This is a genomic window from Streptomyces sp. NPDC049597, assembly GCF_040675505.1.
Taxonomy (GTDB): domain Bacteria; phylum Actinomycetota; class Actinomycetes; order Streptomycetales; family Streptomycetaceae; genus Streptomyces.
Window position 1 is genome coordinate 1 of the sequence record NZ_JBFAOY010000007.1, and the last position, 25,768, is coordinate 25,768.

The 25,768-nt window shown below is 71.7% G+C and carries 24 protein-coding genes and 1 pseudogene; 1 reads left to right on the forward strand and 24 read right to left on the reverse strand.

Annotated features, from left to right (window positions below; all coding sequences use genetic code 11):
* The 3 genes and pseudogenes from AB0K02_RS10605 to AB0K02_RS10615 all read right to left on the reverse strand — a co-directional run.
* Window positions 1–96 (reverse strand): annotated as a pseudogene (locus AB0K02_RS10605) (phosphoglyceromutase); the annotation flags it as partial.
* A 59-nt stretch (window positions 97–155) separates the two neighbouring features.
* Window positions 156–1,232, reverse strand: a complete 1,077-nt coding sequence (locus tag AB0K02_RS10610; protein WP_365991994.1) for a methyltransferase — start codon at window positions 1,230–1,232, stop codon at window positions 156–158.
* 66 nt (window positions 1,233–1,298) lie between these two features.
* A complete protein-coding gene (locus tag AB0K02_RS10615) occupies window positions 1,299–2,366 on the reverse strand; it encodes a right-handed parallel beta-helix repeat-containing protein (protein ID WP_365991995.1) in 1,068 nt (355 codons plus the stop codon).
* Between the two features lie 152 nt (window positions 2,367–2,518).
* Here AB0K02_RS10615 and hemC point away from each other — a divergent pair, with 152 nt between their 5' ends.
* Complete coding sequence (gene hemC / locus AB0K02_RS10620; RefSeq protein WP_365991996.1) at window positions 2,519–3,454, forward strand: hydroxymethylbilane synthase; 936 nt, start codon at window positions 2,519–2,521, stop codon at window positions 3,452–3,454.
* 10 nt (window positions 3,455–3,464) lie between these two features.
* On the opposite strand, the gene AB0K02_RS10625 is transcribed toward hemC, so the two are convergent.
* The 21 genes from AB0K02_RS10625 to AB0K02_RS10725 form a co-directional block, all read right to left on the reverse strand.
* On the reverse strand, window positions 3,465–4,034 hold the full coding sequence (locus tag AB0K02_RS10625; RefSeq protein ID WP_365991997.1) for a hypothetical protein: 570 nt from the start codon (window positions 4,032–4,034) through the stop codon (window positions 3,465–3,467).
* A gap of 176 nt (window positions 4,035–4,210) precedes the next feature.
* Complete coding sequence (locus AB0K02_RS10630) at window positions 4,211–5,101, reverse strand: serine protease (protein WP_365991998.1); 891 nt, start codon at window positions 5,099–5,101, stop codon at window positions 4,211–4,213.
* Window positions 5,102–5,336: 235 nt separating this feature from the next.
* On the reverse strand, window positions 5,337–5,690 hold the full coding sequence (locus AB0K02_RS10635) for a VOC family protein (protein WP_365991999.1): 354 nt from the start codon (window positions 5,688–5,690) through the stop codon (window positions 5,337–5,339).
* Between the two features lie 129 nt (window positions 5,691–5,819).
* A complete protein-coding gene (locus AB0K02_RS10640; protein ID WP_365992000.1) occupies window positions 5,820–7,073 on the reverse strand; it encodes an MFS transporter in 1,254 nt (417 codons plus the stop codon).
* Window positions 7,074–7,122: 49 nt separating this feature from the next.
* On the reverse strand, window positions 7,123–8,196 hold the full coding sequence (locus AB0K02_RS10645) for a diiron oxygenase (protein WP_365992001.1): 1,074 nt from the start codon (window positions 8,194–8,196) through the stop codon (window positions 7,123–7,125).
* A gap of 84 nt (window positions 8,197–8,280) precedes the next feature.
* Window positions 8,281–8,568 (reverse strand): PqqD family protein, encoded by a 288-nt coding sequence (locus tag AB0K02_RS10650; RefSeq protein WP_365992002.1) that lies wholly within the window; start codon window positions 8,566–8,568, stop codon window positions 8,281–8,283.
* On the reverse strand, window positions 8,568–9,356 hold the full coding sequence (locus tag AB0K02_RS10655) for a nucleotidyltransferase domain-containing protein (protein WP_365992003.1): 789 nt from the start codon (window positions 9,354–9,356) through the stop codon (window positions 8,568–8,570). The genes AB0K02_RS10650 and AB0K02_RS10655 overlap by 1 nt, the downstream gene beginning before the upstream one ends.
* Window positions 9,357–9,448: 92 nt before the next feature.
* Window positions 9,449–11,647: an asparagine synthase (glutamine-hydrolyzing) gene (gene asnB / locus AB0K02_RS10660; protein ID WP_365992004.1), complete on the reverse strand. Its 2,199-nt coding sequence runs from the start codon at window positions 11,645–11,647 to the stop codon at window positions 9,449–9,451.
* A 57-nt stretch (window positions 11,648–11,704) separates the two neighbouring features.
* Window positions 11,705–12,367, reverse strand: a complete 663-nt coding sequence (gene tmk, locus AB0K02_RS10665) for a dTMP kinase (protein WP_365992005.1) — start codon at window positions 12,365–12,367, stop codon at window positions 11,705–11,707.
* 32 nt (window positions 12,368–12,399) lie between these two features.
* Complete coding sequence (locus AB0K02_RS10670; RefSeq protein WP_365992006.1) at window positions 12,400–13,215, reverse strand: BtpA/SgcQ family protein; 816 nt, start codon at window positions 13,213–13,215, stop codon at window positions 12,400–12,402.
* Complete coding sequence (gene pyrF, locus AB0K02_RS10675; protein ID WP_365992007.1) at window positions 13,215–13,961, reverse strand: orotidine-5'-phosphate decarboxylase; 747 nt, start codon at window positions 13,959–13,961, stop codon at window positions 13,215–13,217. The genes AB0K02_RS10670 and pyrF overlap by 1 nt, the downstream gene beginning before the upstream one ends.
* 32 nt (window positions 13,962–13,993) lie before the next feature.
* Entirely contained in the window at window positions 13,994–16,351 is a 2,358-nt protein-coding gene (locus tag AB0K02_RS10680; RefSeq protein WP_365992008.1) for a M20/M25/M40 family metallo-hydrolase, read from the reverse strand.
* A gap of 1,250 nt (window positions 16,352–17,601) precedes the next feature.
* Window positions 17,602–18,579 carry a hypothetical protein gene (locus AB0K02_RS10685; protein WP_365992009.1) on the reverse strand — a complete coding sequence of 326 codons (978 nt, stop codon included), beginning with the start codon at window positions 18,577–18,579 and terminating at the stop codon, window positions 17,602–17,604.
* Window positions 18,572–18,898 (reverse strand): hypothetical protein, encoded by a 327-nt coding sequence (locus AB0K02_RS10690; protein ID WP_365992010.1) that lies wholly within the window; start codon window positions 18,896–18,898, stop codon window positions 18,572–18,574. Before AB0K02_RS10690 ends, AB0K02_RS10685 begins: the two co-directional genes overlap by 8 nt.
* A complete protein-coding gene (locus tag AB0K02_RS10695) occupies window positions 18,895–19,809 on the reverse strand; it encodes a dihydroorotate oxidase electron transfer subunit (protein WP_365992011.1) in 915 nt (304 codons plus the stop codon). The genes AB0K02_RS10690 and AB0K02_RS10695 overlap by 4 nt, the downstream gene beginning before the upstream one ends.
* Window positions 19,806–21,125 carry a Zn-dependent hydrolase gene (locus AB0K02_RS10700; protein WP_365992012.1) on the reverse strand — a complete coding sequence of 440 codons (1,320 nt, stop codon included), beginning with the start codon at window positions 21,123–21,125 and terminating at the stop codon, window positions 19,806–19,808. The genes AB0K02_RS10695 and AB0K02_RS10700 overlap by 4 nt, the downstream gene beginning before the upstream one ends.
* A complete protein-coding gene (locus AB0K02_RS10705; RefSeq protein WP_365992013.1) occupies window positions 21,122–21,652 on the reverse strand; it encodes a hypothetical protein in 531 nt (176 codons plus the stop codon). Before AB0K02_RS10705 ends, AB0K02_RS10700 begins: the two co-directional genes overlap by 4 nt.
* A gap of 49 nt (window positions 21,653–21,701) precedes the next feature.
* Window positions 21,702–22,286: an orotate phosphoribosyltransferase gene (locus tag AB0K02_RS10710; protein WP_365992014.1), complete on the reverse strand. Its 585-nt coding sequence runs from the start codon at window positions 22,284–22,286 to the stop codon at window positions 21,702–21,704.
* A complete protein-coding gene (locus AB0K02_RS10715) occupies window positions 22,283–23,128 on the reverse strand; it encodes an IclR family transcriptional regulator (RefSeq protein ID WP_365992015.1) in 846 nt (281 codons plus the stop codon). The genes AB0K02_RS10710 and AB0K02_RS10715 overlap by 4 nt, the downstream gene beginning before the upstream one ends.
* Window positions 23,129–23,182: 54 nt before the next feature.
* A complete protein-coding gene (locus tag AB0K02_RS10720) occupies window positions 23,183–24,511 on the reverse strand; it encodes an MFS transporter (RefSeq protein ID WP_365992016.1) in 1,329 nt (442 codons plus the stop codon).
* Window positions 24,484–25,446 (reverse strand): dihydroorotate dehydrogenase, encoded by a 963-nt coding sequence (locus AB0K02_RS10725; RefSeq protein WP_365992189.1) that lies wholly within the window; start codon window positions 25,444–25,446, stop codon window positions 24,484–24,486. Before AB0K02_RS10725 ends, AB0K02_RS10720 begins: the two co-directional genes overlap by 28 nt.
* Window positions 25,447–25,768: the final 322 nt, after the last annotated feature.

Sequence of the window (25,768 nt, forward strand, 5' to 3'; positions counted from 1 at the left end):
GTCGGCGTCGAGCTCGTAGACCAGCGGGATGCCCGTCGGGATGTTCAGGCCCGCGATGTCCGCGTCGGAGATGCCGTCGAGGTGCTTGAGCCCCGCGGATCACCGCGGGGCCGGCTGCTGGTGTCGTGCGCTCCCCTTGGCCGGGGGCCGGCGGCTCAGCCGGGGACGACGCTCTCGAACGCGTGCAGGTAGGAGTTCACCGGGCGGATCTCCCCGACGACCAGACCCGCGGCCTCCATGCGGGTGGTCATGCTCTCCTTCGTGTGCTTGGCTCCGCCCACGTTCAGGAGGAGCAGCAGGTCCATCGATGTGGTGAACTTCATCGACGGCGAGTCGTCGACGAGGTTCTCGATGACGATCACCCGGGCGCCGGGGCGGGCCGATCCGACGACGTTGCGCAGCGTCCGGGCGGTGCTGTCGTCGTCCCACTCCAGGATGTTCTTGATGACGTAGACGTCGGCGTCGACCGGCAGGGAACGGCGGCAGTCGCCGGGCACGATGCTCACCCGGTCGGCGAGCGCACCGCCCTCGCGCAGGCGCGGGTCGGCCCTCTCGACGACACCCGGCAGGTCGAACAGCGTGCCCTTCAGGCCGGGGTTCTTCTCCAGCAGGCTGGCCAGCACATGGCCCTGGCCGCCGCCGATGTCGGCGACCGTCGAGGCCCCGGTGAGGTCGAGGAGTTCGGCGACGTCGCGCGCGGACTGCATGCTGGAGGTGGTCATGGCCCGGTTGAACACATGGGCCGACTCCTCCGCGTCCTCGTGGAGGTAGGTGAAGAACTCCTTGCCGTACAGATCCCCGAAGACGCTGCCGCCCGTGCGCACCGCCGCGTCGAGGCGGGGCCAGGCGGCCCAGGTCCACGGTTCGGTGCACCACAGGGCGATGTAGCGCAGGCTGTGCGGATCGTCCTCGCGCAGCAGCCGGGACATGTCGGTGTGCGCGAAGCGGCCGTCCGCGTCCTCGGCGAAGATCCCGTAGCAGGCCAGGGCGCGGAGCATGCGCCGCAGCGCTCTCGCGTCGGTCTTCACGGCCGCGGCGAGGTCCTCGGCGGTTCTGGGCGTGTCCTCCAGGGCGTCGGCGACGCCGAGTCTGGCCGCCGCGCGCACGGCGGCCGCGCAGGCCGCGCCGAAGACGAGCTCGCGCAGCTTCATGGAGGCATGGGGGGCGGGGGCCGCGGTGGGCGCGGTGGGCTCAGTGGATGCGGTGAGTGCGGTGGGTGCGGTGGTGGTCATGCCGCCTCGCTTCTCGTGAGTGGGGCCGGGCCTGGCGGCGCGGCCGGTTGGTCCTCGCGGCGTCGCTCAGCACAGTCCGGCGGGCTCGGAGACGCCGCACACGTTGGCGTCGAAGCGGTTGCCGGTGCCGGCGGAGTCCCGGTCGGCCAGGTCGGCCGCCCCGTTGCGCACGACGACGTTGTCGCGGACGACGTTGTCCGTGCCGGGGATGCCGACGACGCTCTTGAACAGGACGATGCCGCCGGAGAACGGCGAGGAGCCGACGTTGCCCCACACGATGTTCCGCTCGACGACGGTGTCCTCGGTGCCGGTGAGGACGATGCCCGCGCCCTGGATCTCGGGCAGCCGGGCCGTGGCCTTGCAGGCCTTGTTGTTGCGCAGGACGTGGTTGCCGGTGACCGTCAGGGCGCCCGCGCGCGGCTTGGACTCGTCGCCGACGAGGAACAGGCCGGCGCAGTTCGCCGTCATCGTGTTGCGGTCGACGGTCAGGTTGCGCACCCTCCGGACCGTGGCGCCGATGCGGTTGTCCGTCATCACGTTGCCGCTGATCCGCGTCCCCCTCGTGTCGGTGGCGCCGGCCTCCTCGGAGACCGTGTTCGCCACGAAGATCCCGGCGTCGCCGTTGGACCTGACGATGTTGCCCGTCAGTACGGAGCGGGTGGAGCGCTGCTCGGCGATCCCCCAGGTGCCGTTCTTCTCCGAGGTCACGCCCCGCACGGTCAGCCGGTCGGTCCAAGAGGCCCACAGACCGCTCTTGGCGAAGCCGGACAGGGCCAGCCCCTGGATGCGTACGTTGTCGACGGACTGCTGGGCCGTGCCGGTCACGCAGACGCCGTTCCCCCCGGCGGCGCAGGCGTTCTCGGCCCGCGCGGTGGCCGCCGCGGGCTTGATCACGGTACGGGCACCGGCCCCGCGCAGCGTCAGGCCGGACGTGGTGATCTGCACGCTCTCGCGGTACGTGCCGGCGGCGATGACGACGGTGTCGCCCGGCCGGGCGGCGTTCACCGCGGCCTGGATCGACTGACCGGGGCTCACATGGTGGATGTGGGCGGCATGGGCGGGGGCCGCTGCGGCCACTCCGGAGGCGACGAGCAGGGCCGTGGAGGCGAGGCAGGTGATTTGTCGTTTCGTCATAAGCCGAAGCTATGCGCCGAAGCGTCCGAATCCGGACATACCGGGGCGGTCCGCGGTCGTGTCGCGCGCGTCGCTTCCCCGTGCAGCGCAACGGGTTTCCCCAGAGGGAGCAACGTCTCCGGGCCTGTCGCCGACGCCTTATCGTGGTCGCCATGACTGCGCCCGAGCGGATCCGCATCGTGTCCCGATCCTCCCCCATGGCCCTCGCCCAGGTGGAGCGCGTACGCGCCGAGCTGGCCGCGCTGCATCCCGGCATCCGTACGGAGGTCGTGCCCGTCACCACGACCGGCGACCGGTGGATGGGCGACCTGGCCCAGGTCGAGGGCAAGGGGGCGTTCACCAAGGAGGTCGACGCCGCGCTCCTGGCCGGTGAGGCCGACCTCGCGGTGCACTGCGTCAAGGACATCCCGGCCGACCGGCCGCTGCCCGCCGGCACGACGTTCGCGGCCTTCCTCAAGCGGGACGACATCCGTGACGCCCTGATCCACCCCGGCGGGCTGACGCTCGACGAGCTGCCGGCCGGTACGCGGATCGGCACGTCGTCCGTCCGGCGGACGGCCCAACTGGCCGCCTCGCACCCCCAGCTGGAGTGCGTGCCGATGCGGGGCAACGCCAACCGGCGCCTGGAGAAGCTGCACGCGGGGGACGCGGACGCGCTCCTGCTCGCCGTCTCCGGCCTCGAGCGCATCGGCCGCACCGACGTGATCACCGAGATCCTGTCGGTCGAGACGATGTGCCCGCCGATCGGCGCCGGGGTTCTCGCTCTCCAGTGCCGCGAGCACGACGACGCCGTGATCGACGTGGTGAGCGCCCTCGGCGACCCGGACGCCCACCGGGAGACGACCGCGGAGCGGATGTTCCTGCACGTCCTGCAGGGGCACTGCAACAGCCCGATCGCCGGTTACGCCCAGGCCGAGCGGAACGGCGACCTCTCGCTGCGGGCGAAGGTCTTCACCCCGGACGGCAAGACCGTCCTCAACGCGCACGAGTGGGCCGGGCGGCTGGACCCGGCCACGCTCGGCACGTCGGTGGCCGTCGCACTGCTGCGCCAGGGAGCGCGCGAGCTGATCGACGGCATCGCCCACTAGGGCGTGGTGGTCAGGACTCCTCGAAGTAGGCGTCGAGCACCGCGTCCAGCTCCGCCGTCCACTCCTTGAGCCGGCTCCTGGCGTCCGCCTCGACCTCGGCGTTGAACCAGCGGTTGGCCGCGACGTGGACCGTGACGGTGAAACGGCGGCCGAACCGGGGGGTCTTGACCTCGACCGCGCCGATCTCGTCCCAGCGGAAGTCGGCCTCCTGGTCGTCGAGGCGGAAGCGAACGCCCTCGCGGTTCGCGGTGATCGAGCCGCGGCGGTCGCTGACCTCGAAGACTGGTCCGCCGTCCCCGGCGCCGTCGGCGTCCTCACCGTCCGCTGCCGCGTCGTCCGCTGCCGTCTCGTCTCCGGCCGCGGCCCCGCAGGCGTCCTCGACCGCCTCCTCGGCCTCGTCGTGGGAGACGTCCTGCGGGGTCTCCTCCCCGGCGGCGTCCTCCGGCTCCCCGCCCTCGCGCTCCCGCGTCCCGTCGGCCGCCGCGGGGGCGGCACGGACGCCGACGAGGCCGGGGAGGAAGGCCGGGTCGGTGCTCACGGCGAAGTCCGGCTTGATCTTCGGATCTATCTGCTGCTCCACGGCGGGCAGTATGGACGACGAAGCTGTGCGAGGCCAATGGGCGTTCGGAGGCGGCGCTTCGAGGAGGCGGGTCCGGCCGGTGCGCAACGGAACGGCCCCGCCGCCCGGTGCGGCGTCCGGCCCTTCGACCGGAGGCGGCGCATCGGGCGTCGGGGCCGTCCGGCACCGCCGCGGCGTCAGCGGCGCAGCAGTTGCTTCATCCGCTTGCCCTCGCGGGACTCGGCGAGGGTGTCCCACAGCTTCTTCGAGCTGGTGGAGGTGTAGACACCGGGCGCGCCCTGCTCACCGCAGCCCTCGCCGTACGACACGATGCCGATCTGGTAGGTGCGGCCTGCGACCTTGCGGAACAGCGGGCCACCGCTGTCGCCCTGGCAGGAGTCCTTGCCCTCCACGCCCGCGCAGACGTTGACGGCCTTGTTGTAGCCCGGGTACGTCGCCGTGCACTCGGCGTGCGAGAGCAGGGGCACCTTCACGCCGCGCAGCCGGTCGGGGTAGCTGGGCACCTCGGTGTCGGTGTTGCCCCAGCCGATGACCGTCGCCTGCGCGCCGGGGCGCAGCAGGGCGTCCGTGCCCGCGGTCGGCATCTTCACGGCGGCGACGCCGGTGACGGGCTTGGCCAGCTCCAGCAGCGCCAGGTCGTACGCCTCGTCCCCCTTGGTGTAGCGGGGGTGCGAGACGATGCTCCGCACGTTGCGCAGCTGCCCCTGGCGCTTGTCGGACAGCACGGTCCGGCCGACCGTGACCTCCAGCTCCTTCGGCTTGGTGCCCGTCACGCAGTGGGCCGCCGTCAGGACCACGTCGGGGCTGATCAGGCTGCCCCCGCAGAACTGGCGGTCGGCCGGGCTTCCGGAGCCCTTGTTCAGGAGGGCGGCCATCCACGGATGGGCGTCGACGGGCTGCTCCACGCCTCCGATGATCTTGATGCTGGGCCTGGTCCGCTCGTCGTCGGGTGCGGTGTGGGCGGACGCCGTGGTGACGGCCGACGCGACGAGGGCCAGCGCCGCACTCGCCACCAGCCCGACGGAGGTTATCCGGCGGACACGGTGACGGGTCGGGGAAACTCTCATGGGGGTTGGTCTCCACTTCTGATCACGGACACCGAAGAGCCCGGCCCGGCAAGGGCGTTGGTCCTTCGGCACTGTCGTGTCATCAGAGCGGCAAATCGCGCGTGAGGTTCACTCGCCGCCGGAGGTTTTCCGGTGCGGCCGCGAGGCGAGGTACGCGTCGGGTCGACCTCTCCGAACCGGGGACCTCCGCGCTGCTGGACGTGTCACGCCGGCACGGCAGGCCGAGCGTGGTGCCTTACTGACGCCGCCGGCCGAGGACGCAGAACTCGTTGCCTTCGGGGTCTGCCAGAACGACCCACGACTGATCGCCCTGGCCGATGTCCACACGCTGCGCGCCGAGAGCCACCAGACGAGCCACCTCGGCGTCCTGGTCATCAGGCCGGAAGTCGAGGTGCAGTCGGCTCTTGGCCTTCTTGCTCTCGTCGAGCCGGACGAAGTCCAGCCCCGGCAGGCGATCCGGCTCGGGGCGGATCTCGAACTCCTCATCGGAGGAGTGGACCACGACCCAGCCGAGAGCGTCGGCCCACCACTGTCCCAAGGCCACCGGATCTTCCGAGTGAACGATTACCTGTTCCCATTCCAAGGTCATCCGCCGAGCTTAGACCGGCCGGGACTGCCAGGAACAGGCGCTCGGGGACGGCATCAACTCACGTGCGCCGCCTGCGAGTCGGTGGCTCACCCGGCTCGGCTGCGGCGCACGGCCGGCGACGCCGGGGACTCACGCCAGGTCGCGGGCACGCCGCACGGGGCTCCCCAGCATCAGCACCGGGATCAGGAGACCGACGCCGCAGGACAGCCAGAGCGCACCCCGGGTCCCGAGGGCCGTCGCCGTCAGGCCCGCCGCGAGGGCGCCGAAGGGTATCGCCCCCCACGAGACGAAGCGGACGGTCGCCATCACACGCGGCAGCAGACCGGTCGGGGTCACGGTCTGGCGGTGCGTGCGGGTCAGGATGCTGAACACCACCACGCCGCAGGAGAAACCCGCGTTTCCCACCACGAACAACGCGAGGCCCCAGCCGGAGCCGCTCAGTGGGAGCAGCAACTGGCAGGCCATCAGGAAGACGGTGGCGTACAGCACCCCGCGGGCGCTGCCGACGCGCCGTGCCACACGCGGGGTGACGGCCGCGCCGAGCAGGCTGCCGACGCCACCCGAGGCCATCAGGAGACCGACCAGGCCCGCGGACACGTCGACGGTGCGGACCAGGAAGACCGGAACGAGGGCGGCAAGGGCGCCGCAGCAGAAGTTGATGAGCGTCGCCGCCACCACGCAGGGCCTGATGACCGGGTGGCGCGCGACGAAGTGCCAGCCGTCCTTGATCAGTTCGACTGCGGGGACTCCGCGCCCGCGTTCCGCGCCGTCGGCCGCGGGCGGCCTCGGAAGGCTCCTGAGCAGAACCGCCGACACCAGGTAACTCGCGGCGTCCACGAGCAAGGTGGCCGGAGCGCCGAAGATCTGCACGAGCACACCCGCCGCGGAGGGGCCGCCCAGTTCGGTGGCGGCGTTGGACGCCGACGTCAGGCTGTTGCGCGAGGTGAGCTCCTCCTTGCTGACGATCGACGGCAGGAACGTGGAGTTGCCGACGTCGAACACGACCGTCGCGAGGCCGATCACCAGGGCGACGGCGACGAGGAGCGTCAGGTTCAGACCACCGAGGGCCGCGGCGACCGGTACGGAGAGCACCGCCACGGCCCGCAGGACGTCCAGGGCCACCTGCGTGCCCCGCAGCGGCAGTCGTTGCACGATCACCCCGGCCGGCAGGCCGATGAGCAGCCAGGCCGCGTACCCGGCGGCGGTGACGAGACTGACCTCCAGGCTGCCGGCGTTCAGCAGCTCTATCGCCACCAGGGGCAGGGCCACGGCCGTTATGGCGTCGCCGGTCCTGCTCACCGTCGAGGCGGTCCAGTAGCGCCAGAACACCCCGGCCCCGTGCCGGGGAGGGGAGGGCGGGGACGCCACGGTCGTTCGAGCCATCGCTGTTACCTGTCTCCTTGATGCGCGGGTGCCGGCCTGCCCGTCCTGGTCATGACGCGTAGCCGTGGGCGTGCAGTTCGGCCTGCGCCCGGGGGTCGTCGAAGGCGCCCAGCCGGTCGAGGTAGCGCCGGGTCATGCGCGAGGTCGCCCGCGAGTGCCGGCTCAGCACCTCGGGCGTGTAGACCTCGCCGACGACCTGTTCGACCTGCTCCTTCGACAGCCCGTAGCCGGCCAGCTCGGCCCGCAGGCTGTCGAGGTCGGGGAGGAGGAAGGCGTCCATCAGCCGCGGTACCAGCCGCCCCGCGAACTGCCGTTCCGCGGTCGACAGCTGCGCCCACAGATGGCGCAGAAACACGGCGAAGTACGCGTGGTGGCGCCCCTCGTCGACCGCGTGGTCGCGGATCGACTCCCTGACGGCCGGCACGAGGCCGTCGCTGTCCGGGATCTCGGCCAGGCTGGCGGAGATCAGGGTCTCCGAGACGATGACGAAGAGCAGCTCGGCCAGGCCCCGTTCCTCCGCGGGCAGCTCCGCCAGGATCTGCTGCAGTCTGCGCAGGAAGAACGGCTCGTCGGGCAGCCGGGGGCGGATGCCGGTGTGCTGCTCGACCTGTCGCATCAGATCGACGGCGGACAGGGCGTGATACGCCTCGTCGCAGTACATCTTGAGCGCGTCGAAGCGCATCTCCTGCGGCAGCCGGACACCGGTCGACCCGTGCGCGATGCCCACGAGGGTCCGGTTGACGACGAGGTACTCCAGCTTCGCGGTGAAGTCCAGGTACCGGTAGAGGTGCTGCACCAGGATCTGGTCGAAGACCGGCTCGGGAAGGGCCTTCACGAGGGGGTGGTGGGCCACCGGGACGAGGTCGGGTGAGAAGAACCGCAGCGCCGTGTCCCCCTCGGCGACGGTCCGGCGCGGCGCCTGGCGCACGCTGGCACGCTCGTACCAGGTCTGGAAGGCGCTGCGGTACTCCTCACCGCCTGCGTCCTCACCGCCTGCGTCCTCCTCGACGGCCGGGATGCGCGATCCGTCGCCCGTGGGCCGGGCCGCGTGCGCCGCCAGCAGGGAGCGGGGGCAGTAGGACAGGGCCGAGCAGCCCACGAACATGCCGACGGTTCCGCACATGTCAGCGGCCCCCGTTCTCTCGCCGGTGCGCCGGCGACGCGTGCGGGCGCGGCTCGGGGCGGGCGCCCGGGCCCGGACTCCTGCTCATGCGGCGACCGAGACCATTCCGGAGGCCAGCAGCTCGGACAGCAGCTCGATGCTGTCCGCGGTCGCCTCCTCCGCCGACACGTCGTACTCGGCGGAGAGCTGTTCCCCGATCTCCCGGACGGTCATGGCGCCGTCGAGCCGTTTGAAGATGAACTCGGCGACCTCGTCCAGCTCCAGCGTGCTGTCGGCGCGGGCGACGAGGAGACTGCCGCGGAACTTGCGCACCCGGATGTCGGACGAGCGGCGGACCACCGACGCCTGTGTGAGAAGGGGACCGGCGTCCATCAGATCTCCACCTCCATGCACAGGCGGTTGCACACCTCGACGGTCTCCTTGACCCAGACCTCCGGGGCGGCGGGGTCGAATCCGCGCATGGTCTCCAGCGCCCAGTACTCCTCGAACGACAGCTGCGCGGGGGCCGCCTCCTGGAACCGGCGGGCCCGCCACTTGGGCTGCGCCGAGCCGAAGCACCCGTGGGACTCCAGCAGCGCGTCGACGACGTGGCCCACGGCGCGGCGCGCCGAGAGCACCGCGGACGCGGTGTCTCCGGCGTCGAGCTGTCCCAGCGCGTCCTCGACCGCGGAGTCCAGCCCCGCGAGCGAGCGGGTGGCGGCGAAAGCGCGGAACGCGGACTCCCCCAGCTCGCGGCAGCGCTGCCCGACCCACGCGTCCCCGACGAGCGGGACGCAGGTCAGCAGCCGCTCCAGGCACAGCTCCTCGACGTCCAGGAGCACCTTGGCAAAGACGGTTCCCGAGTCGAACCGCTCCCAGGACACCTTGTCGAGCAGCTGGCCGATCTGGCCGTCGGTCCAGTACTTGATCTCCCAGCGCCGGCCGTCCACGTGGACGGTCACGGTGGGCACCGTGCCGGGCCGCAGGGGCACCGGGAGGCAACGGGCGCGCTCCGTGGCGAAGGGCTCCCCGGTGACGACGACGAGGTCGTAGTCGCTGCGCTCGTTCGCCCAGCCGCGGGCGACCGATCCCACGCACAGCACCGCCCTGTGGTCCTCGGGCAGCAGCCCCTCGTTCCGGAGCCGTGCGACGACACCCTGGAGGTCCGGCTGTGAATCCATGTCCCTTCCCTTTCTGTTGTGCTCGGGGGTCCCCGCCATCGCCGCCGCCCCGCCCGGCGGCACAACGGCATGCGGGCGGGGGCCGCGCCCCGTCACGGCGTGCCGGCCGCCGGCAGCAGGAGCCCTGCCTCCAGCGCCTCGGCGAGCAGCGGTTCGAACGGCTTGAGCTCGAGCCCCAGGGCGGACACGACGTCGGCGAGGGGCCGCACGCCGTCGAGCGCCTGGAGCAGCGGGATCCAGTCCGGCTCCTCGGACTCGTCGACGACGTACTCGATGCTGCCTTCCACGGCGAGGTACCAGGTCGTCGGCTCGTCGGGCGACCGCAGCAGCAGCAGCTCCTCCGCACGGGCCAGGACGGCCTGCGGGTCGACGGCGGGCCGCCGGACGACGAGCGCCGTGATCTCCGCCGCCTGCCGGTCCCAGTCGGTGATCGGCACCGCACGCGGGATCGCGGCCCCCGGCGCCGAGACCAGCGGCTGCGGCAGGTCGGCGGCCATGCTCTCCAGCAGCCCGAGGTTGACGGCACGCAGCGGGAACTCGACGTAGCCGGAGCGGGGGTCGTTCTCGATGCGGCGCACCATGGCGCGGATGTTGTCGGCGTCGAGGTACTGGCGGGCTCCCGGTCCGCTCAGGGCCTCCTCCAGCAGCAGGCCGCCCTGCTGCCCGAGCATCCTGGCGAAGGCGCGGTAGGTGTGGGCCACCCCGGATCCGTAGAAGAACGGGATCTTGGGGCGGTTCACCACCTCGTCGGGCAGGACGCCGGCCAGTCCACGGCGCAGGATCTGCTTGTCCCAGATCAGAGCGGGGCGCAGGGCCTGCGGGACCGCCGCCACGATCTCCACCAGACGGTGGTCGAGGAACGGCACCCGTGCCTCGATGCCGTTGCCGGCGGCGGTGCGGTCCTCGTGCCAGCAGTTGTAGAGCTGGACATCGCGGTACTTGGTGCGGAACAGCATCTCGTACGCGTCGGGCCTGCTGCCGCCCGCTGCCGCCCGCAGGGCCTCGGCACGGACCAGGGGCAGACCTGGCTGGTCCCACCACGCCCCGAGCTCGGGGCGGCGCTGCTGGTCCCATCTGACGCCCATCCGCCCGGTGTTGGCCACGAAGTCGGACCAGTCACCGCCTCCGGCGAGTGACGACGAGTACCCGCCGTTGAACTCGTCGGAGCCGCCGCCGAGCAGCATGGCCTTGATCTCCGGCGCGTGCGCGCCCACATGGCGGTAGAGCTCGTACTTGTAGTACGTCTCCGGTCCGGCCAGCGGAGTCTCCATCTGCCACAGGTGGCGCTTCCACTCCTCGGTGCCGGGAACGGCGGCCGTGTCCTGGAGCACCTGGTGGTTGACCAGACCGAGCCCGGCCGCCGTCCGGTGCGCCCATTCGGCGTCCCGGTTCTCCAGCGTGCTGCCGTTGAGCGCCGTGAAGGTGCGGGGCTTGATGCCGGCCAGCGCCGCCACCGCCGCGGAGTCGATCCCTCCGCTGAGGAACAGGCCGATCTCGACGTCTGCCATCTGGCAGTCCCGCACGGAGGCGGCCAGTGCCTCGGCGTACGAGCGGACGAGGTCCGACTCCGAGCCGGTCCGGGAGCCGTCGAACTCGGGGAACGACCAGTACCGGTGGGACCGGCGCTCGCCGGAGACGAGGTCGAAGGTGAGGATCGACGCGGCCGGGGCGAGTTCGATGTCCTTGAACCAGGCGTGCGGCGGTGCGTCGTCCAGCACGAGGTTGCCCGTCATCTGCTGGTCGGACAGTGCCCGCTCCCAGTCCAGCTCCCTCGGGCAGTCCGGGTCCTCGAAGAGCGCCTTGATCTCCGACGAGAAGACGACGCGGTCCCTGTTCGCGTGGAAGTACAGCGGCTTGATGCCGAAGCGGTCCCGCGCGAAGACCAGCCGGCCCCGGTCCCGGTCCCACAGGACCACCGAGAACATACCGCGCACCCGGTCGAGGAAGGACAGCCCGTCCCGCCGGTACAGGTGGAGGAGGACCTCGCAGTCCGAACCGGTGCGCAGCCGCGTCCCGGCCGGCAGACCGGCGGCCAGTTCACGGTGGTTGTAGATCTCGCCGTTGGCTATGAGCACCAACGAGCCGTCCTCGGTGCTGAGCGGCTGGCCGCCGCCCTCGGGGTCGACCAGGGACAACCGTACGAAGCCCAGGCCGACGGGGCCGGAGCGGAAGAACTCCGTCTCGTCGGGGCCCCGATGGGCGATCGTGCGCGTCATACGCCGCAGCAGGGAGTCCGCCGCGGCGGGGAGCTCGCCCCCGCCCCATCTCGCTGTTCCCGCCAGGCCACACATGTCTACCTCACTCGCTGCTGCTGCGGTCTCGTCCACCGGCCGGCCGGCCGGGCATGCTCACCCCGACAAGGAGTCCTTCATATGGCGCAGGATCGAGGCGGTGACCTCCTCCCGGGCGGCCCCGCCGTCGATGTGGACCAGTTCCGGGCCGAGTTCCTCGTACGTGCGGGTGATGGACTCGATCCGCTCCGCCGACTTCTCCTCGTGCTTCAGCCGGTCGCCGTCGCGCAGACGCAGACGCCGGAGCAGCTCGTCGGTGGGCAGCTTGAGGTAGAAGGCGTGGTCGGGGCGGGGGATCCCGCTGTTGATCGTCGCCAGGAAGCGGAAGTCGACCCCGCGGTGCACGAAGACGCCGAAGGTGGCGTAGACGTAGCGGTCGCAGAGCACGACCGCGCCGCGCTCCAAGGCGGGATTGATCACCTCCATGACGTGCCGGCGGCGGTCGGCGGCAGCCAGCAGGGCGAGGATGTGCGCGGTCTCCACGGAGCCGCCTTGGTCGTGGAAGACCTGCACCTCGGCCAGTTCCCGGTACCAGTCGGCGGGCTGGCGGGTCTCGACCACTTCCCTGCCCTGAGCGCGGATGGCCTCCGCGACCCGCTCGATCTGCGTGGTCTTGCCGGATCCGTCGAAGCCGACGATCGACACGAGCAGTCCGCTGTCGGTCCTCTGCGGCTGGAAGAGGCCGGCCATCGCCTCGTCGTCGACCCTGCGCTGCGGCATGTTCTGTCCTGGTTCTCGTCGATCGGTGGTCGTCATGCCCGGGTCACCCCGGAGTGGGCGCCGGCCGCGTCGCGCAGCGCGCGCACGCGTTCCATCAGGCCGGCCACCCGTGACTCGTCCACCGGGTTGCCGGGCACTCCGTCCACCTTGAAGTGGCTGCCGACGATGAAGCCGTCGGCGTGCTCGTACACGGAGGCCAGATTCCCAGGGGTGACGCCGCTGCCGACGAGCAGGGGCCCGGCCGTCGCCCCGCGTGCGGTCAGCAGGTCCTGCGGGCTGGTCTCCAGGCCGGTCAGTTCGCCCGAGACGATGATGCCGTCCGCCCGCTGCGAGAGGTCCCTGACCTCGGTGGCGAGGTCCTGGTAGACGAACGGCTGCGAGTGTTTGACACGCGCGTCGGCGAAGATCGCCACGTCGCTGCCCAGCGCCCGGCGCAGCCGCAGCGTCTCGTGGCTCCTTCCGGTGAGCAGCCCCTGTTCGGAGAGGACCGCTCCGACGTGCACATTGACGCGGATGAAGTGGGCGCCGGTGGCCGTGGCGATCGCGAGCGCCGCCGAGGCGTCGTTGCGCAGGACCGCGACGCCTGTTGGGACCGTGGACATCCGCACGACCTCGCGCGTGACACCGGCGACCGTGGCGGCGGTCTCGACGGGCACGGTGTCGGGGTGGAACGGGGCGTCCCGGAAGTTCTCCACGATCAGGGCGTCGACGCCGTGCCGCAGGAACACCTCGGCGTCGCGGAGCGCGGAGTCGTAGATGTGGTCGATCCTGCCGTCGTAGCCGGGCGATCCCGGAGTGGGCGGGAGGTGTACGCAGGCGATCACGGCCTTGTCGGGCAGGGTGAGCATCACGCTGCTCCCTCGATCTCCTGGAGGACCTCCAGAGCGGCCTTGCGCCGGTCCGCCGCGTGGTGGATGCGGCGGCCGAGGACGAGCAGGGACGATCCGCCGGCGAGCGCCTCGGCATGGGTGCCGATCCGCTTGTGGTCGTTGCCGCTCTCCCCGGGGGAGCGGGTCCCGGGTGTCACGTAGAAGAAGTCGTCCGGCAGTCCGGGACGCACGAGGTCGATCTCGGACGGCGCGCAGACGATGCCGTCGAGGCCCGCCTCGGCGGCGAGCAGCGCCCGGCGGCGCACCTCGTCCTCGATCGTGCCGGGCACGTTGAGGTCCCCGTTGAGCGTCTCGCGGTCCACGCTGGTGAGCAGGGTGACTCCGACCAGTCTGGGGCGCTCCACGCCGAGTTCGGCGGCGGTCCGGTCGGCGGCGGTCACGGCGGCCCGCATCATCTCCAGGCCGCCGCCGGTGTGCAGCGTGACCAGATGGGCGCCCAGGACGGTGACCGCGTGACCGTATCCGGCCAGGGTGTTGGGGATGTCGTGGAGCTTGAGGTCCATGAAGACCTTGACGTCCCGCGCGAGGATCTCCCGTACGAGGTCGGGGCCGTGGAGGGTGAACGCGGAGTTGAGCTTGAAGTACCCGATGAGGTCCTTCAGTTCGTCGACCAGCGCGAGGATCTCGCCGCGGTCCGCGAGGTCGAGGGCGAGGCAGAGGCGCTCGCGGCCGCTCGCACCGAGGTCGTTGCCGATGGCTGTCACGTGATGTTCCTGTCTTGATGGGGTGGCCGCACTCACCGCTGGTCGCCGACCAGGATGCTGCGAAAGATCTCGGTGGCCGCGGTCAGTTCGTCGAGGTCGACGACCTCGGTCTCCGCGTGCGAATGGCGCGCGTCACCTGGTCCGAAGACGAGGCTCGCCCCGCTGAACCCGGCCAGCACGCCGGCTTCGCTGCCGTAGGAGAAGGTCTGTGGCTCGCAGCTGCCCGTCACGTTCTTGACGGCCGCGAAGAACTCGGGCACGAGCGGCGAGGCGGGCGGCACCTCGTTGGGCGGCGACACGAAGGTCAGCGGCTGCAGGGCGAAGTCCGCCTCGGCGGGCAGCAGTGTGCGCAGTTGGCGCTCGATGTCGGCGGCGAACCGCTCGCCGGTCGTGCCGGGGAGGAAGCGGCCGTCGAACCGCACCGTCACTTCGGTGGCGCTGAGGTTCATCCCGCCGTTGCTGTCGAGCCGGGTGACGGTCAGCGTCGGCGTGCCCAGGTCCGGGTGGCCGGGACGGCGTGCCAGGTCCGCGTTCAGGCGGGCGACGGCGCGCACCAGCTCGGCCGCCGAGGCGACGGCCGTGGCCTCGGCGGGGTAGGCCGCGTGGCTCGCCGGTCCCCGGACACGGAAGGCGCCCCGCACGATGCCCTTCTGCGCCACGACGGGGACCAGCCCGGTGGGCTCCCCGGTGACGGCCAGCGTCGGGCTCATGCCGTGGGAGGCGAGGGCACGGGCGCCCTGGAGCAGGCACTCCTCGTCCACGGTGGCGGCCAGGTACGCCTCGCGCCGGTCGGGCGAGGCCGCGGCCTGAAGGAACGCCGTCATCATCGCCGCGAGTGAGCCCTTGGCGTCCGCGCTCCCCCGCCCGTACAGGCAGCGGCCGTCAGCGACCGGTTCGTAGCCCGCGCGTGGCCCTCCCGCCGGGTAGGTGTCCATGTGCGCGCTGAGCAGGACGACCTCGTCGTCGGCGGCGCCGGCGCGCGGCAGATGGGCGATCACGTTGCGGCGCCCGTCGGTCACCTCCTGCGTCTCGACGTCGAGCCCGGCGGCCCGCAGGCGGTCCGCCACGAGGGCGGCCAGGTCCCGCTCGTCCGCGATCCCTTCGGAGCCGGGCAGCAGCGGGTTGACGCTCGGTACGGCGATCAGCTCGCGCAGCAGGGCCTCGGCGCAGGCGGCCGGGTTGTCGGTGGCCGTTCCGACGGTGATGGCGACGTCCGTGGTGGTGCCGACCCTGGTGGCGTCGTCCGTGGTGGCGTCGTCCGTGGCCGTGGCATCCGTGGCTGCGGTGTCCGTGGCGGCGCCGAACAGACCGGGGTGCAGACGTGCCGCACGGTCGTAGGTCTCCCGGAAGGCGGTGAAGACCTCCGCGCCCAGGTCGCTGAAGATCTCGCCCGCGTGAGGGCCGATCAGGCCGAGGTCCCGCAGATGGCGGCGGGCCACGGAGGCGAGGTGCCGCTCGAAGGACGGCAGCTCCCGGGCGTCGGCGAGGCCCTCGTCGAGGACGCCGAGGACGATCTGGTACTCCATGTGCTCGGTGAACAGACCGTGGAACGCGTCGTAGACGTTGCGCGGATCGTCCTGGCCGATCAGCCCGGAGAGCGGGGCCTCGGGGTCCACGCGGAAGAAGTCCCCGCGGCTCAGCGTCGCCTCGCTGAACAGGATGTGCCCGCCTTGGTGGACGAGTTCCTCGACGAAGTAGTCCGTGCCGGCCGTCGGCGGAACGTTCAGGAAGATCATCCCGTGCATGCCCAGAGCGGCGAAGGACTCGGCCGTCGGGTGCTCGTAGAGGAAGACGGCGCGCAGGGATTCGGTGAGCGCCCGGTGGTAGGCCGGGCTCACCGCCGCGATCAGGTCGAGGGCGCGGGAGATGTGCGGCAGGTGCGCGTGGGCGTCGGCGACGACGGCCAGGTCCTCGTAACCGTCGATGTGGCGTTCGAGGAAGGCGTCGAGGATCGGATCCAGCCGGTCGACGAGCTCGATCGCCGTGCCGGGCACGCGGGTGACCGGTTCCAGGGCGTACGTCTCGCCCCCGGCCTCCGCCGTCAGCGTGCGCGCCGTCGGGTCGTGCCGCACGGTGAGCCGGGCGGAGCGGTGCGGTGTCGTGCAACGCCCCAGGCCGGGTACGTAGACGACACCCTCGTCGTCCGTCAGGACCTCGCGCGACGCTCCGTCGTCCGGGCAGGCCGCGAGAACGAGTTGGTCGGCCGTCATGGAGCCGAAGCCGCCGAGCACCAACTGGCTGTACAGACGCGGCTCGTGGAAGGCGCCGGCCGGGGCGGTCCCGGTCGCGGCACTGCCGGTTCCCTGCTGCGCGGACAACGTCCGCATGGCCTCGGCCAGTTCGGATCGCGCCGCACGCCGCCGGTCGCCGAGCAGCCCATCGAAATCCATGTGTCCAGGTGCCGTCATCGACGCAGCCCCCTCAGTTCGGTCCTGTCGCCAGGTCGCGGCGGCGGCTCGCACCGCCGCCGCGACCGGTGCGTCACTTGCTGTTCTGGCAACCACGCTTGACGGCGCCGGTGGACAGCTGCTTCATGATGTCTGCGGAGATCATTTCTCCACTCCTTTTCCTGGTCCCGAACACCGTTCCCCGGTGTTCTGATGTATGCGAAACGAGCTGCTGATCGGCACACCGCGGGTGCGGCGTGCACGACGGACGGCTCAGGCGCCGTTCACGAGGACGGTGCCCTGGTCGACCTTCTTGGAGGCCGGCTTGACGTACTTACGCATCGAATACACCCCCTTTTCGGCTTCGCGTATCCCTTGGGCCCACTCAGGCGTTTCCGCTGACAATGGTGCCCTGGTTGACCTTCTTGGAGGCCGGCTTGACGTACTTGCGCATCGAATACACCCCCTCGTCCTCTCCTGCGGCACATCCGGATCCCGGCACGTTCGAGCACTGCCGAGAACGCGATGGAAAGCCGCTTCCGGTATGTCGGATCGACAGGTGAGGCGACGCGTTCACCGCCACCACAGCATCCCGGCCAGAATCATGTCGACTTCCGATCGGGACAGGTCAGGGGAGTGGGTTCCGCCATCGTCGCCCGCCGGTGGGCCGGCTAGCGGCTTTCGCAGCTCCCGCAAGGAATCCGGTCCGGATCCCTCACGATTCGACACATGCACGAAGGCTGACCCTCCAGCAATCCCTTGCCCTTTGCAGAGCTTGTCGGGACGACGCAATAGCGTGCCATCTCAAGTCCTCACACGAGTGGCGGTGCGCGGCCGCATCATCCGCATCCGCTCCCCATCAATACTCCGTCATGTCGGAGCACGAAGGAAGCCCGAACGGCTGGCACAAAATGACCTGGCACATTCGTGCCCCGCACCGTGCGGCACAATTGTGCCGGGCCAGTTCGTGCCACAACTGCGGGCTGACACACGGGCTTTCGCTGTGCCACGATCCATGGCACCGGGTCCGACGTTCCGATATCGGCCCCGGATACCGATGCCGTACGCCATGGAGGCGTACCGAATGGAAATGGGAGAAAACCATGACCGTGAACGCCGATGTCCTTCGCCAGCTGTCGACCGGCGCCGTGAAGCGCGGCTGCCAGAACTGCGGCAAGTGAACTGATGCGGATCGCGGCGGCTTCGTCTCGGACGAAGCCGCCGCCCTCCGCTGCCGCACCGTGCGGCGGAGCTCACAGGAGTCCGCGCTCGGCGGCCCGCTGGCCGAGCTGGAACCTGCTCTGGGCGTCGAGGAGTTCGGACAGCCTCGTGAGCATCCTGCGTTCGGTGCGCAGGGACACACCGAGTTTGCGTGCCGCGGCCTCGTCCGTGAGGCCCTGGGCGAGCAGGCGCAGCAGTTGACGGTCCTGCGAGGTGATCGCGTCCTCCCCGCCGGCGCCGACAGGCGTGGCGGAGGACCAGACCGTCTCGAAGAACGAACGCAGGAGCGCGACAACGGCCGGCTCGTCGATCACCAGCGCGTCCTCGGCGGTGTCACCGGAGTTCAGCTGGACCACAGCCCTCCTGCCGTCGGCGATGTGTGCGCGGAACGCGAGCCGCGGAACGGTCCGGATCTGCGCGCCCTGCCGGCCCGGCGCGCGCCCCGCGCGGGAAACGGCCCGGCGCACGTCGTCGGGACAGATGATCCTGACCGTGACCGGCCGAGTCCTGCCCGCCGAGCGCGCCGCACCCGGTGCCTCATCCTCGCCCCCGTCCCCCGCGCTCCTGGGCTCGTCCCAGGCGAAGGACAGCAACTCCCGTTGCGCCGCGGCCTCGATCCGGGCGATGCTCCGGCGCACCGCCGCCTCCCCCTGGACCCGCTCCACGTCCATGCCCGGCACCGAGGCGTACCCGGCCGCGCGGTGGTCCGCCGGCGGTCCCGCCGCGCCCCGGGCTTCCTCCTGCGCCTGCTGCCGACGCACGGTCTCGGTCCGTTTCCGCGCGAGCAGCGCCCGGAGGCCGAGCCGGGGAGTCAACGGCTGGACGGATTCGGTCTCTTCCCAGGAACGGTGGACCAGGGCCAGGTCGGCGAGCTCGTACAGCGCCCGCCGGATCTCCGACTCGTCCAGCGTCAGGCTGTCCCGCAGCCCGTGCAGATCGATCCCGGGCCGCCGCAGCGTCTCCCGATAGACAGCGGCCGTGGTGTCCTCTACCTCCCAGAGGTCAAGCATGGTCCTCCTCGTGGTTCCTGAAACCGCCCTCCGCGGCGGCCCGGGAGCCGGAAGTGATGGTCTCGCTCTCCTCGCCGCCGGGCTCCCGCGGGCGGGTGTGGAGATCGACGAGCCCGCGCCGGGTCACCGGTCGGGTGGCGTCGTCACGTCGCGGTCCGGAGGAGTCGGCGGCCTCCGGACCGACGGTGACGCTTCTCCCGTCGTGGATCAGCACATCGGTGGGCGGGGCGCCGAGCACCCGGACGCCGCTGAGCACCACGGCGCCCGGTGTTGCCGGCTGCGCGGCGACGCCGGACACCGTCGTACGGGCGGGCGTCACCGGCGGACGCCCGATGTCCCGGCGAGCGGCTTGTCACCGGTCGCGCAGCCGCCGACACGGAACACGGGGCCGTCCTTGCAGATCAGCGGGGACTCGGCGGGACCGCTCCGGCTGCCGGTCGCGCAGCCGTGGCAGTAGCCGAGACCGCACGCCATGTGCGCCTCGAGGGACACCTGCACGTCCGCGCCCCAGCGCCGCCCCAGCGCGCCGCACAGCCGGGCCAGCCGCTCCGAGCCGCAGGTCATGATCTGCTGCGGCGGACTTGCGTCCAGGTCGGCCGTCAGCAGACGGCGCAGGCTCTCGACGGCGCTGGACCCCGATGCGTCCGTGACCTCGTGGACGGCTGCGGCACCGAACTCGCGGTACAGCCCGCCTCCGATCAGGTTCGCCTCGTTCCGGGCGCTGGTGACGGCGACGACCTCGGTGGGCCCGTCGGACAGGTCCTGGGCGACGGTGGTGAGCGAACACGTGCCGATGCCGCGGCCCACGAGCAGAACCCGCCGGGCGGCCGGGTCCAGTTGGAAACCCTTTCCGAGCGGCCCGACCGTGAGCATGCGCTCTCCGGGGCGGAACGTGCTCAGCCGCCGGGTGCCCGCGCCGACGACGCGGTAGACGCACTCCACCGTGCCGGCCGCGGCGTCCCGGCGGTACACGGCCATCGGCCTCGGCAGGACCGGGCCCCTCTCCTCCTCGCGGGCGGCCGTCAGCATCACGAACTGCCCGGGGCGGGTGAGTCCCGCGACGCTGGGGGCGTGCAGCCGCAGGTGACGGTACTGCTCCCCGACGGCGAAGTGGTCGAGCACGTCGGCGTGATGCCAGGTGGGGCGTGGCCGGGGGGACTGCCGGTCGTCCGGTATGACGGTGAGCGAGGCGCTCAGCGCGGGCCGGTCCGCAGCGGCGGCGCTCGTCATGTCCCGTTCTCCTCTCGTTCGTCGTGCCCGTCGCGCGCGGCGGCCAGGCGGCGGTCCAGTCGGAGCAGCCCGGCCGCCAGGACCTCGGCGCCCAGGGCCAGTTCGTCCGCGCCGGTCCATTCCAGGGGGCTGTGGCTGATGCCCTCGCGGCTGGGTACGAAGACCATCCCGGTCGGCACCACGTGGTTGACCATCTGGGCGTCGTGGCTCGCACCGCTCGGCAGCACGCGGTAGTCGACGCCGAGTCCCCGGCACGTACCGGCCAGGGTCTCGCGCACCCAGCCGGGAAGGATCACCGGTGACGCGTCGGCGAGGGCACGGGCGGTGAGGCCGACGCCCCGGCGCACGCACAGGGCCTGTGCCCGCTCCACGATCTCTGCGGCGGTCAGGCGCTGCCGGTCGCTGTCCACGTCCCGCACGTCGACGTACAGCTCCGCCTTGCCGGCGATGGTGGTGATCGAACCGGGCTCGACCAGGAGCCGGCCCACGGTGGCACGGGTGCCGTGGTGTCTGCTGTCGTTCGCGACCGACTCGACGAGCAGGACGATCTCCGCGGCCGCCGCCACGGCGTCCGCGCGCAGGTGCATCGGCGTCCCACCGGTGTGCGAGGCGCGGCCGGTGACCTCCAGGAGCAACCGGGTGCTGCCGGAGATCAGGTCGACGACACCGATCGGCGTTCCCGTCGCCTCCAGAACGCTGCCCTGCTCGATGTGCAGTTCGACGAAGGCGGCCCAGTCCGCCGGATCCCAGCGGGCCGCGCCCACCGCCTCGGGCGGCAGCCCCACCGAGCGCAGGGCGTCGGCCATGGTGGTCCCGTCGGCGTCCCGCATGTCCGCCAGGTCCTCCGCGGCGGTGAGCCCGGAGACGATGCGGCTGCCGGTGCACGCCTGTCCGAAGCGTGCGCCCTCCTCCGCGGCGAAGGCCACGAAGCGCACGGGATGGGCGTGCGCCACGTCGTGGTCACGGTAGAGACGAGCCGTCTCCATCGCCGCGACCACCCCCGCGATTCCGTCGTACGCCCCGGCGTTGGGGACGCTGTCGAGGTGCGAGCCGGTGCCGAGTGCCGGCAGGCCGGGGACGGTGCCGGCGCGTTCTGCGATGGTGTTGCCCGCCGCGTCGGTCCGTACGGTCAGCCCCAGGGACCGCATCTCCTCGGCGAAGACGGCGTGCGCCTCGCGTTCCATGGGCGTGTACGCCAGCCGGGTCACTCCGGGGCCGGAGCCGGGTTCGCTGAGCGCGGCGAAGGTGTCGAGGCGGGCCCGCAGGCGCTCCGGATCGGCTTTCAGCCGGGCCGGCGCCACCATGAGGTTGCTCATGCCCGGCCGCTCCCCGCCTCCGGGTGTCCGGCCGGCTCGGCGGTCAGGGCGTCGGCGGCGAGCAGGGTCACCATCGGCAGGTCGCCCTCCGGCCGTTCGGGGCTCGCCAGCACGGACGCGACGGCGACGATCTCGACCCGGACCAGACGCGCCATGGTGACCAGTGCCTGCAGGCGCATGGGGTGGGTCCAGGCGGTGGCGAGGAGGGCGACCCGCGCGCCGGCGGGTATGTCGGCGGAGAGCGCGACGACTCCCTCCACCTCGTCGGCGCGGACCACGGCGGCGCCGAGCTCCCTCGCGACGACATGTCCGAGGACGGCCTCGTCGCTGGTGTTCCAGAAGACGACGGTCGTCGCGTCGTGGGGACGCAGCGCGTCGGCGAGCGAACGGCCGACGAACTCGACGGCCTCGGACGAGACGGCCGTGTTCAGTGTGGGCCCGTGGGCGTCGGGTGCGGTGCCGAGTTCACGGACGGCGGCGCTGACGTCGGCGTACGCGGTGGGGGGACCGTAGCTGTTGTTCGACATGCGTGACTCTCTTCCTTTCGGGCGTGTACGGCCGGGCGGACGGCCGCGTTCACGGGGCGGTGCCGTCGGTGAACAGCGCCCGCAACCGGTGGCCGGCGGCGGCCAGGCGTGCGACCGCTCCCTCGTCGCGGTCGATCACCGTGAGGACCGAGGCGACCTCGGCACCGTGCCGGCGGGCCAGTTCGGCGGTGCGCAGCGCGCTGCGTCCGCCGGCCGTGACAGTGGTGAGGACGGTGATCCGCTCTCCGCGGTGCACTTCCCCGAGCAGTCCGGTGCCGCCTTCCGTCCCCGGGCCTTTCCCGGCGAGGGCGAAGGGCAGCCCGGTGTGCAGCGCGACGGCGGTGACCAGCGGGGTGTCGGCGCGGTCGGCGGCGACGAGGCGGTCGAGCCGGGCGGGGAGCTCGTCGGCCAGCAGGGCGGCCAGCCGCCGCAGGATCGTCGGCCGCGTGTGCAGCGCGTACGGGTCGACCGTGTGTCCCGGTGCCGGCGCCCCGTCGTCGTGTGTGCTCGGCCGGGGGCCTGCCGGGCGGGCGGCGGCGAAGAGGTCGGCGCGCAGTTCGCTGCGCCGCCGTTCGGGGTCGAGGAAGACGGCCACGGCGTCGCCCCGCGCGGCCAGTTCCTGGGCGAGGCTCATCGCACCTCCTCCACGGTGTCACCGGCCTGCCGCTCCGGGCCGGTCGTCCCGGCGGGTGACGCGGCGGGATCACCGGCGCCGTCGGGCCACTCCCCGTTGAAGCCGAGTTCCGTGGACAGTTCCCGCGCGGCGGTGAGGACGGTCTGCACCGCCGTGGCGCGGGTGAGGGGGTCACGCATCCTGCTGCCGGCGGCCGCGAGCGTCACGCTGGCCGCGACCGCGCCCGTGGAGGTGAACACCGGTGAGGAGACCGCCCAGACGCCGCGGTCGAGTTCGTCGTCGCAGACGTCGTATCCACGGGCCCGTACCAGCGTGAGGTGGGCGAGTACCTCGTCCACCGTCACCGGCGTCTCCTCGGTGAAGGCGGTGAGGGCCCGCTTGGCCAGCAGGTTGCGTACGTCCGGCTCGGGCCGGTAGGCCAGCAGCGACCGGCCGGACGCGGCCGCGTGCAGCGGCATCTCCTGGCCGATGCGGACGAACAGCCGCAGGGGATGGCGTCCTTCGGACAGGGCGACGCACACCGCCCTGTCGCCGATCAGCTCGGTCAGGAAGACGGTCTCGCCGCTGGCCTCCGCCGCCGCGACGACGGCGCGGTGCGGGGTGACCAGGAGAGCGGACTGGTGCTGGTTCTGTTCGGCGAGCTGACGGGCTATCGGGCCGAGGAAGAAGCGCCGGTTCACCGGTGAGCGGGTGACGAAGTCCTCGTTGCCGAGGGTGGTGAGCAGGCGGTGCAGGCTTCCGACCGGAATGCCCAGTTCTTCGTGCAGTTCCTGGAGGGTGGCGCCCTTCGGCTTGGCGGCCAGCGCCCGCAGGACGTGCAGCGCACGCACCACGACTTGCATGGATGTCTCCGTTCGTTCGTCCGGCGGAGGCCGGACCTGGGTGCGTTCCGGCGGTCAGGGACCGGGCACACCCGGCTGAGGCTCGAGACGCGTGGTCAGTGGCGTCGCGCTCCGCTCGGGTATCAGCAGCATCGCAGCCATGTCGATCACGTAGATGACGGCCAGCATCGCGATGGCCGTGCCGAATCCGACGGACTCGGCGGCGAGCGCCACCACGACCGGGGCGAAACCGCCCACCGCCCGCCCCAGGTTGAACAGCACGTTCTGCGCCGTGGCGCGCACTTCCGTGGGGTAGAGCTCCGCCATCAGGGCCCCGTACCCGCCGATCATCCCGTTGGCGAAGGCGCCCATGATCGCGCCGCCGACCAGCAGCGCCCAGCCGGACGTCAGCTGGCTGTAGACCAGGACCGAGACGGCCGAGCCGAACTGGAACATCCAGAAGGCACGCCGCCGTCCCAGGCGGTCGGCGACCTGGCCGAAGACGAGGCCGCCCGCGGCCATGCCGACGACGGTGACGGCCGTCCACAGACCGGACTTGGTGAGGCTGTAGCCGAACTCGGCGGACAGGTAGGTCGGCAGCCAGATCATGATGCCGTAGTAGCCGAAGTTCTGGACCGAGGTGAGCACGAGGACGCCGGCCGTGGCCCGGGTCGTCGTGGCGTCCGCGACGAGCAGCCGCAGGGGCACCCTGGCCTTGGCCGCCTGGGCCCTGCGCGCCGCGAGGGCGGCCCGGTGCTCGGTGAACGCCTCGGGCTCGTGCAGGCGGGAGCGGAAGACGACGGCGACCACGGCGGGCAGCGCGCCGAGCAGGAACAGGCCCCGCCAGCCCCAGTGCGTCAGTACCGGAGCCGAGACCAGCGCCGCGAGCAGGACGCCCGCCTGCCAGCCCACACCGACCAGAGCCGTCGCCCGTGCCCGCTTGCGTGCGGGCCACGCCTCGGCGGCGAGGGTCATGCCGACGCCGAACTCGCCGCCGATGCCGACGCCCGCGAGGAAGCGGTAGACGGCGAACTCCGTGTAGCCGTCCGCCAGGGCGGTCAGGCCCGTGAAGACGGCGAAGAAGCAGACGGAGTAGGTGAGCACCTTGACGCGGCCGATGCGGTCGGCGAGGACACCGAAGAGGAGTCCGCCGAGCACGGCGCCGAAGAGGGTGATGGTGGCGAGGGAGCCGGCCTCGCCGTTGCCGAGGTGGAGTTCCGCCGTGATCGCCGACAGGGCGAAGCCGAGGATGAGCAGATCGAACCCGTCCATCGCGTAACCGATGGAGGAGGCGAGCACCGCCTTCTTCCCGTACGTGCTCACGGGCCCGTCCTCCGGTGGCGCGGACCGGGCCGCGTCGCCCGGTGGAGTGGCGTTCAGCGGGGCTTCGTCGATGTCGCGCATGGCTTCTCCCGGGGGATCTCGGTGTGACGCAGGCCGCCGACGAGCTCGGCGAGGCGGGTGACGCCGAGTTCGGCCCGCAGCCTCTCCAGCCCGCGGACGATCTCGACCATGGTGTAGGGACGGGTGAAGGTCGCCGTGCCGACCTGGACGGCGCTCGCCCCGGCGAGCAGGAACTCGACGACGTCCGTGGCCGTGGTGATCCCCCCGCAGCCGACGACCGGGATGTCGACGGCACTCGCCGCCTGCCACACCAGGCGCAGAGCGAGGGGTTTGACCGCGGGGCCGGACAACCCTCCGACACCGTTGCCCAGGACCGTCGTCCTGGTCTGGATGTCGACGGCCATGCCGGGGAAGGTGTTGCAGACGGTGACGGCGGTTGCGCCCGCGTACTCCGCGGCGCGGGCGATGTCGCCGATCGAGGTCACGCTCGGCGTGAGCTTGACGATCAGCGGGACCCGCGTCCGGGCGGCGATGCCTGCCACGACCCGCTCGACGGTCGCCGCCTCGGTGCCGATGGCGAGGCCGCCGTGTTCGAGGTTCGGGCACGAGACGTTGACCTCGTAGGCGTCGATCGCGAGGTCCGCGGCGGCCAGTTCCTCGGTGACCTGCCAGTACTCGTCGACGGTGAGTCCGCCGATGCTGGCCACGACCGGTACGCCGAACTGGCGGTAGGCAGGCAGGACGTGCCCGGCGAAGGCGGCTGTGCCGGGGCTCGGGATGCCGACGCTGTTGAGCATCCCGTGGGCCGTCTCGGTGAGGCGGTGGGCCGGGTTCCCCGAACGCCGCTCGGCGAACAGCGTCTTGGTGACGACGGCGCCCAGTTCCCCGACGGGCATGAGGGCGCTCAGCTCCGGACCGAAGCAGCCGGAGGCCGGCATGACCGGGTTTCGCAGCGTCAGTTCCCCCAACCGCGCTTGTAGGCCGTTATCAGCCAGGCAATGCGGCTTCGTGTCAAAAAGGTGGTCTCGGTCATCCAGCACCGCGGCATCAGACAGCGCATCCGCCATGTGAAAACGTCCCCTCCGTCTCACGGATGGTGTGAATATGCGGGCTGTGGTGAGGTGCCGTCAAGTGCTCGCGTGTTACGGCTTGTTACATGAGAGAAAGTGGAAAAACCGCAGTTCAGAGACGTTACGCACACAGTTTCCGTGGGGCGGTTCACTTCGGCTCGAATATTTCCGCGACACGGAAACAAGAAGTCGCCGCCCCTCCATGGATTTGCCCGTCGAATCTCGCGAATTGACGCCCGGTCACTGC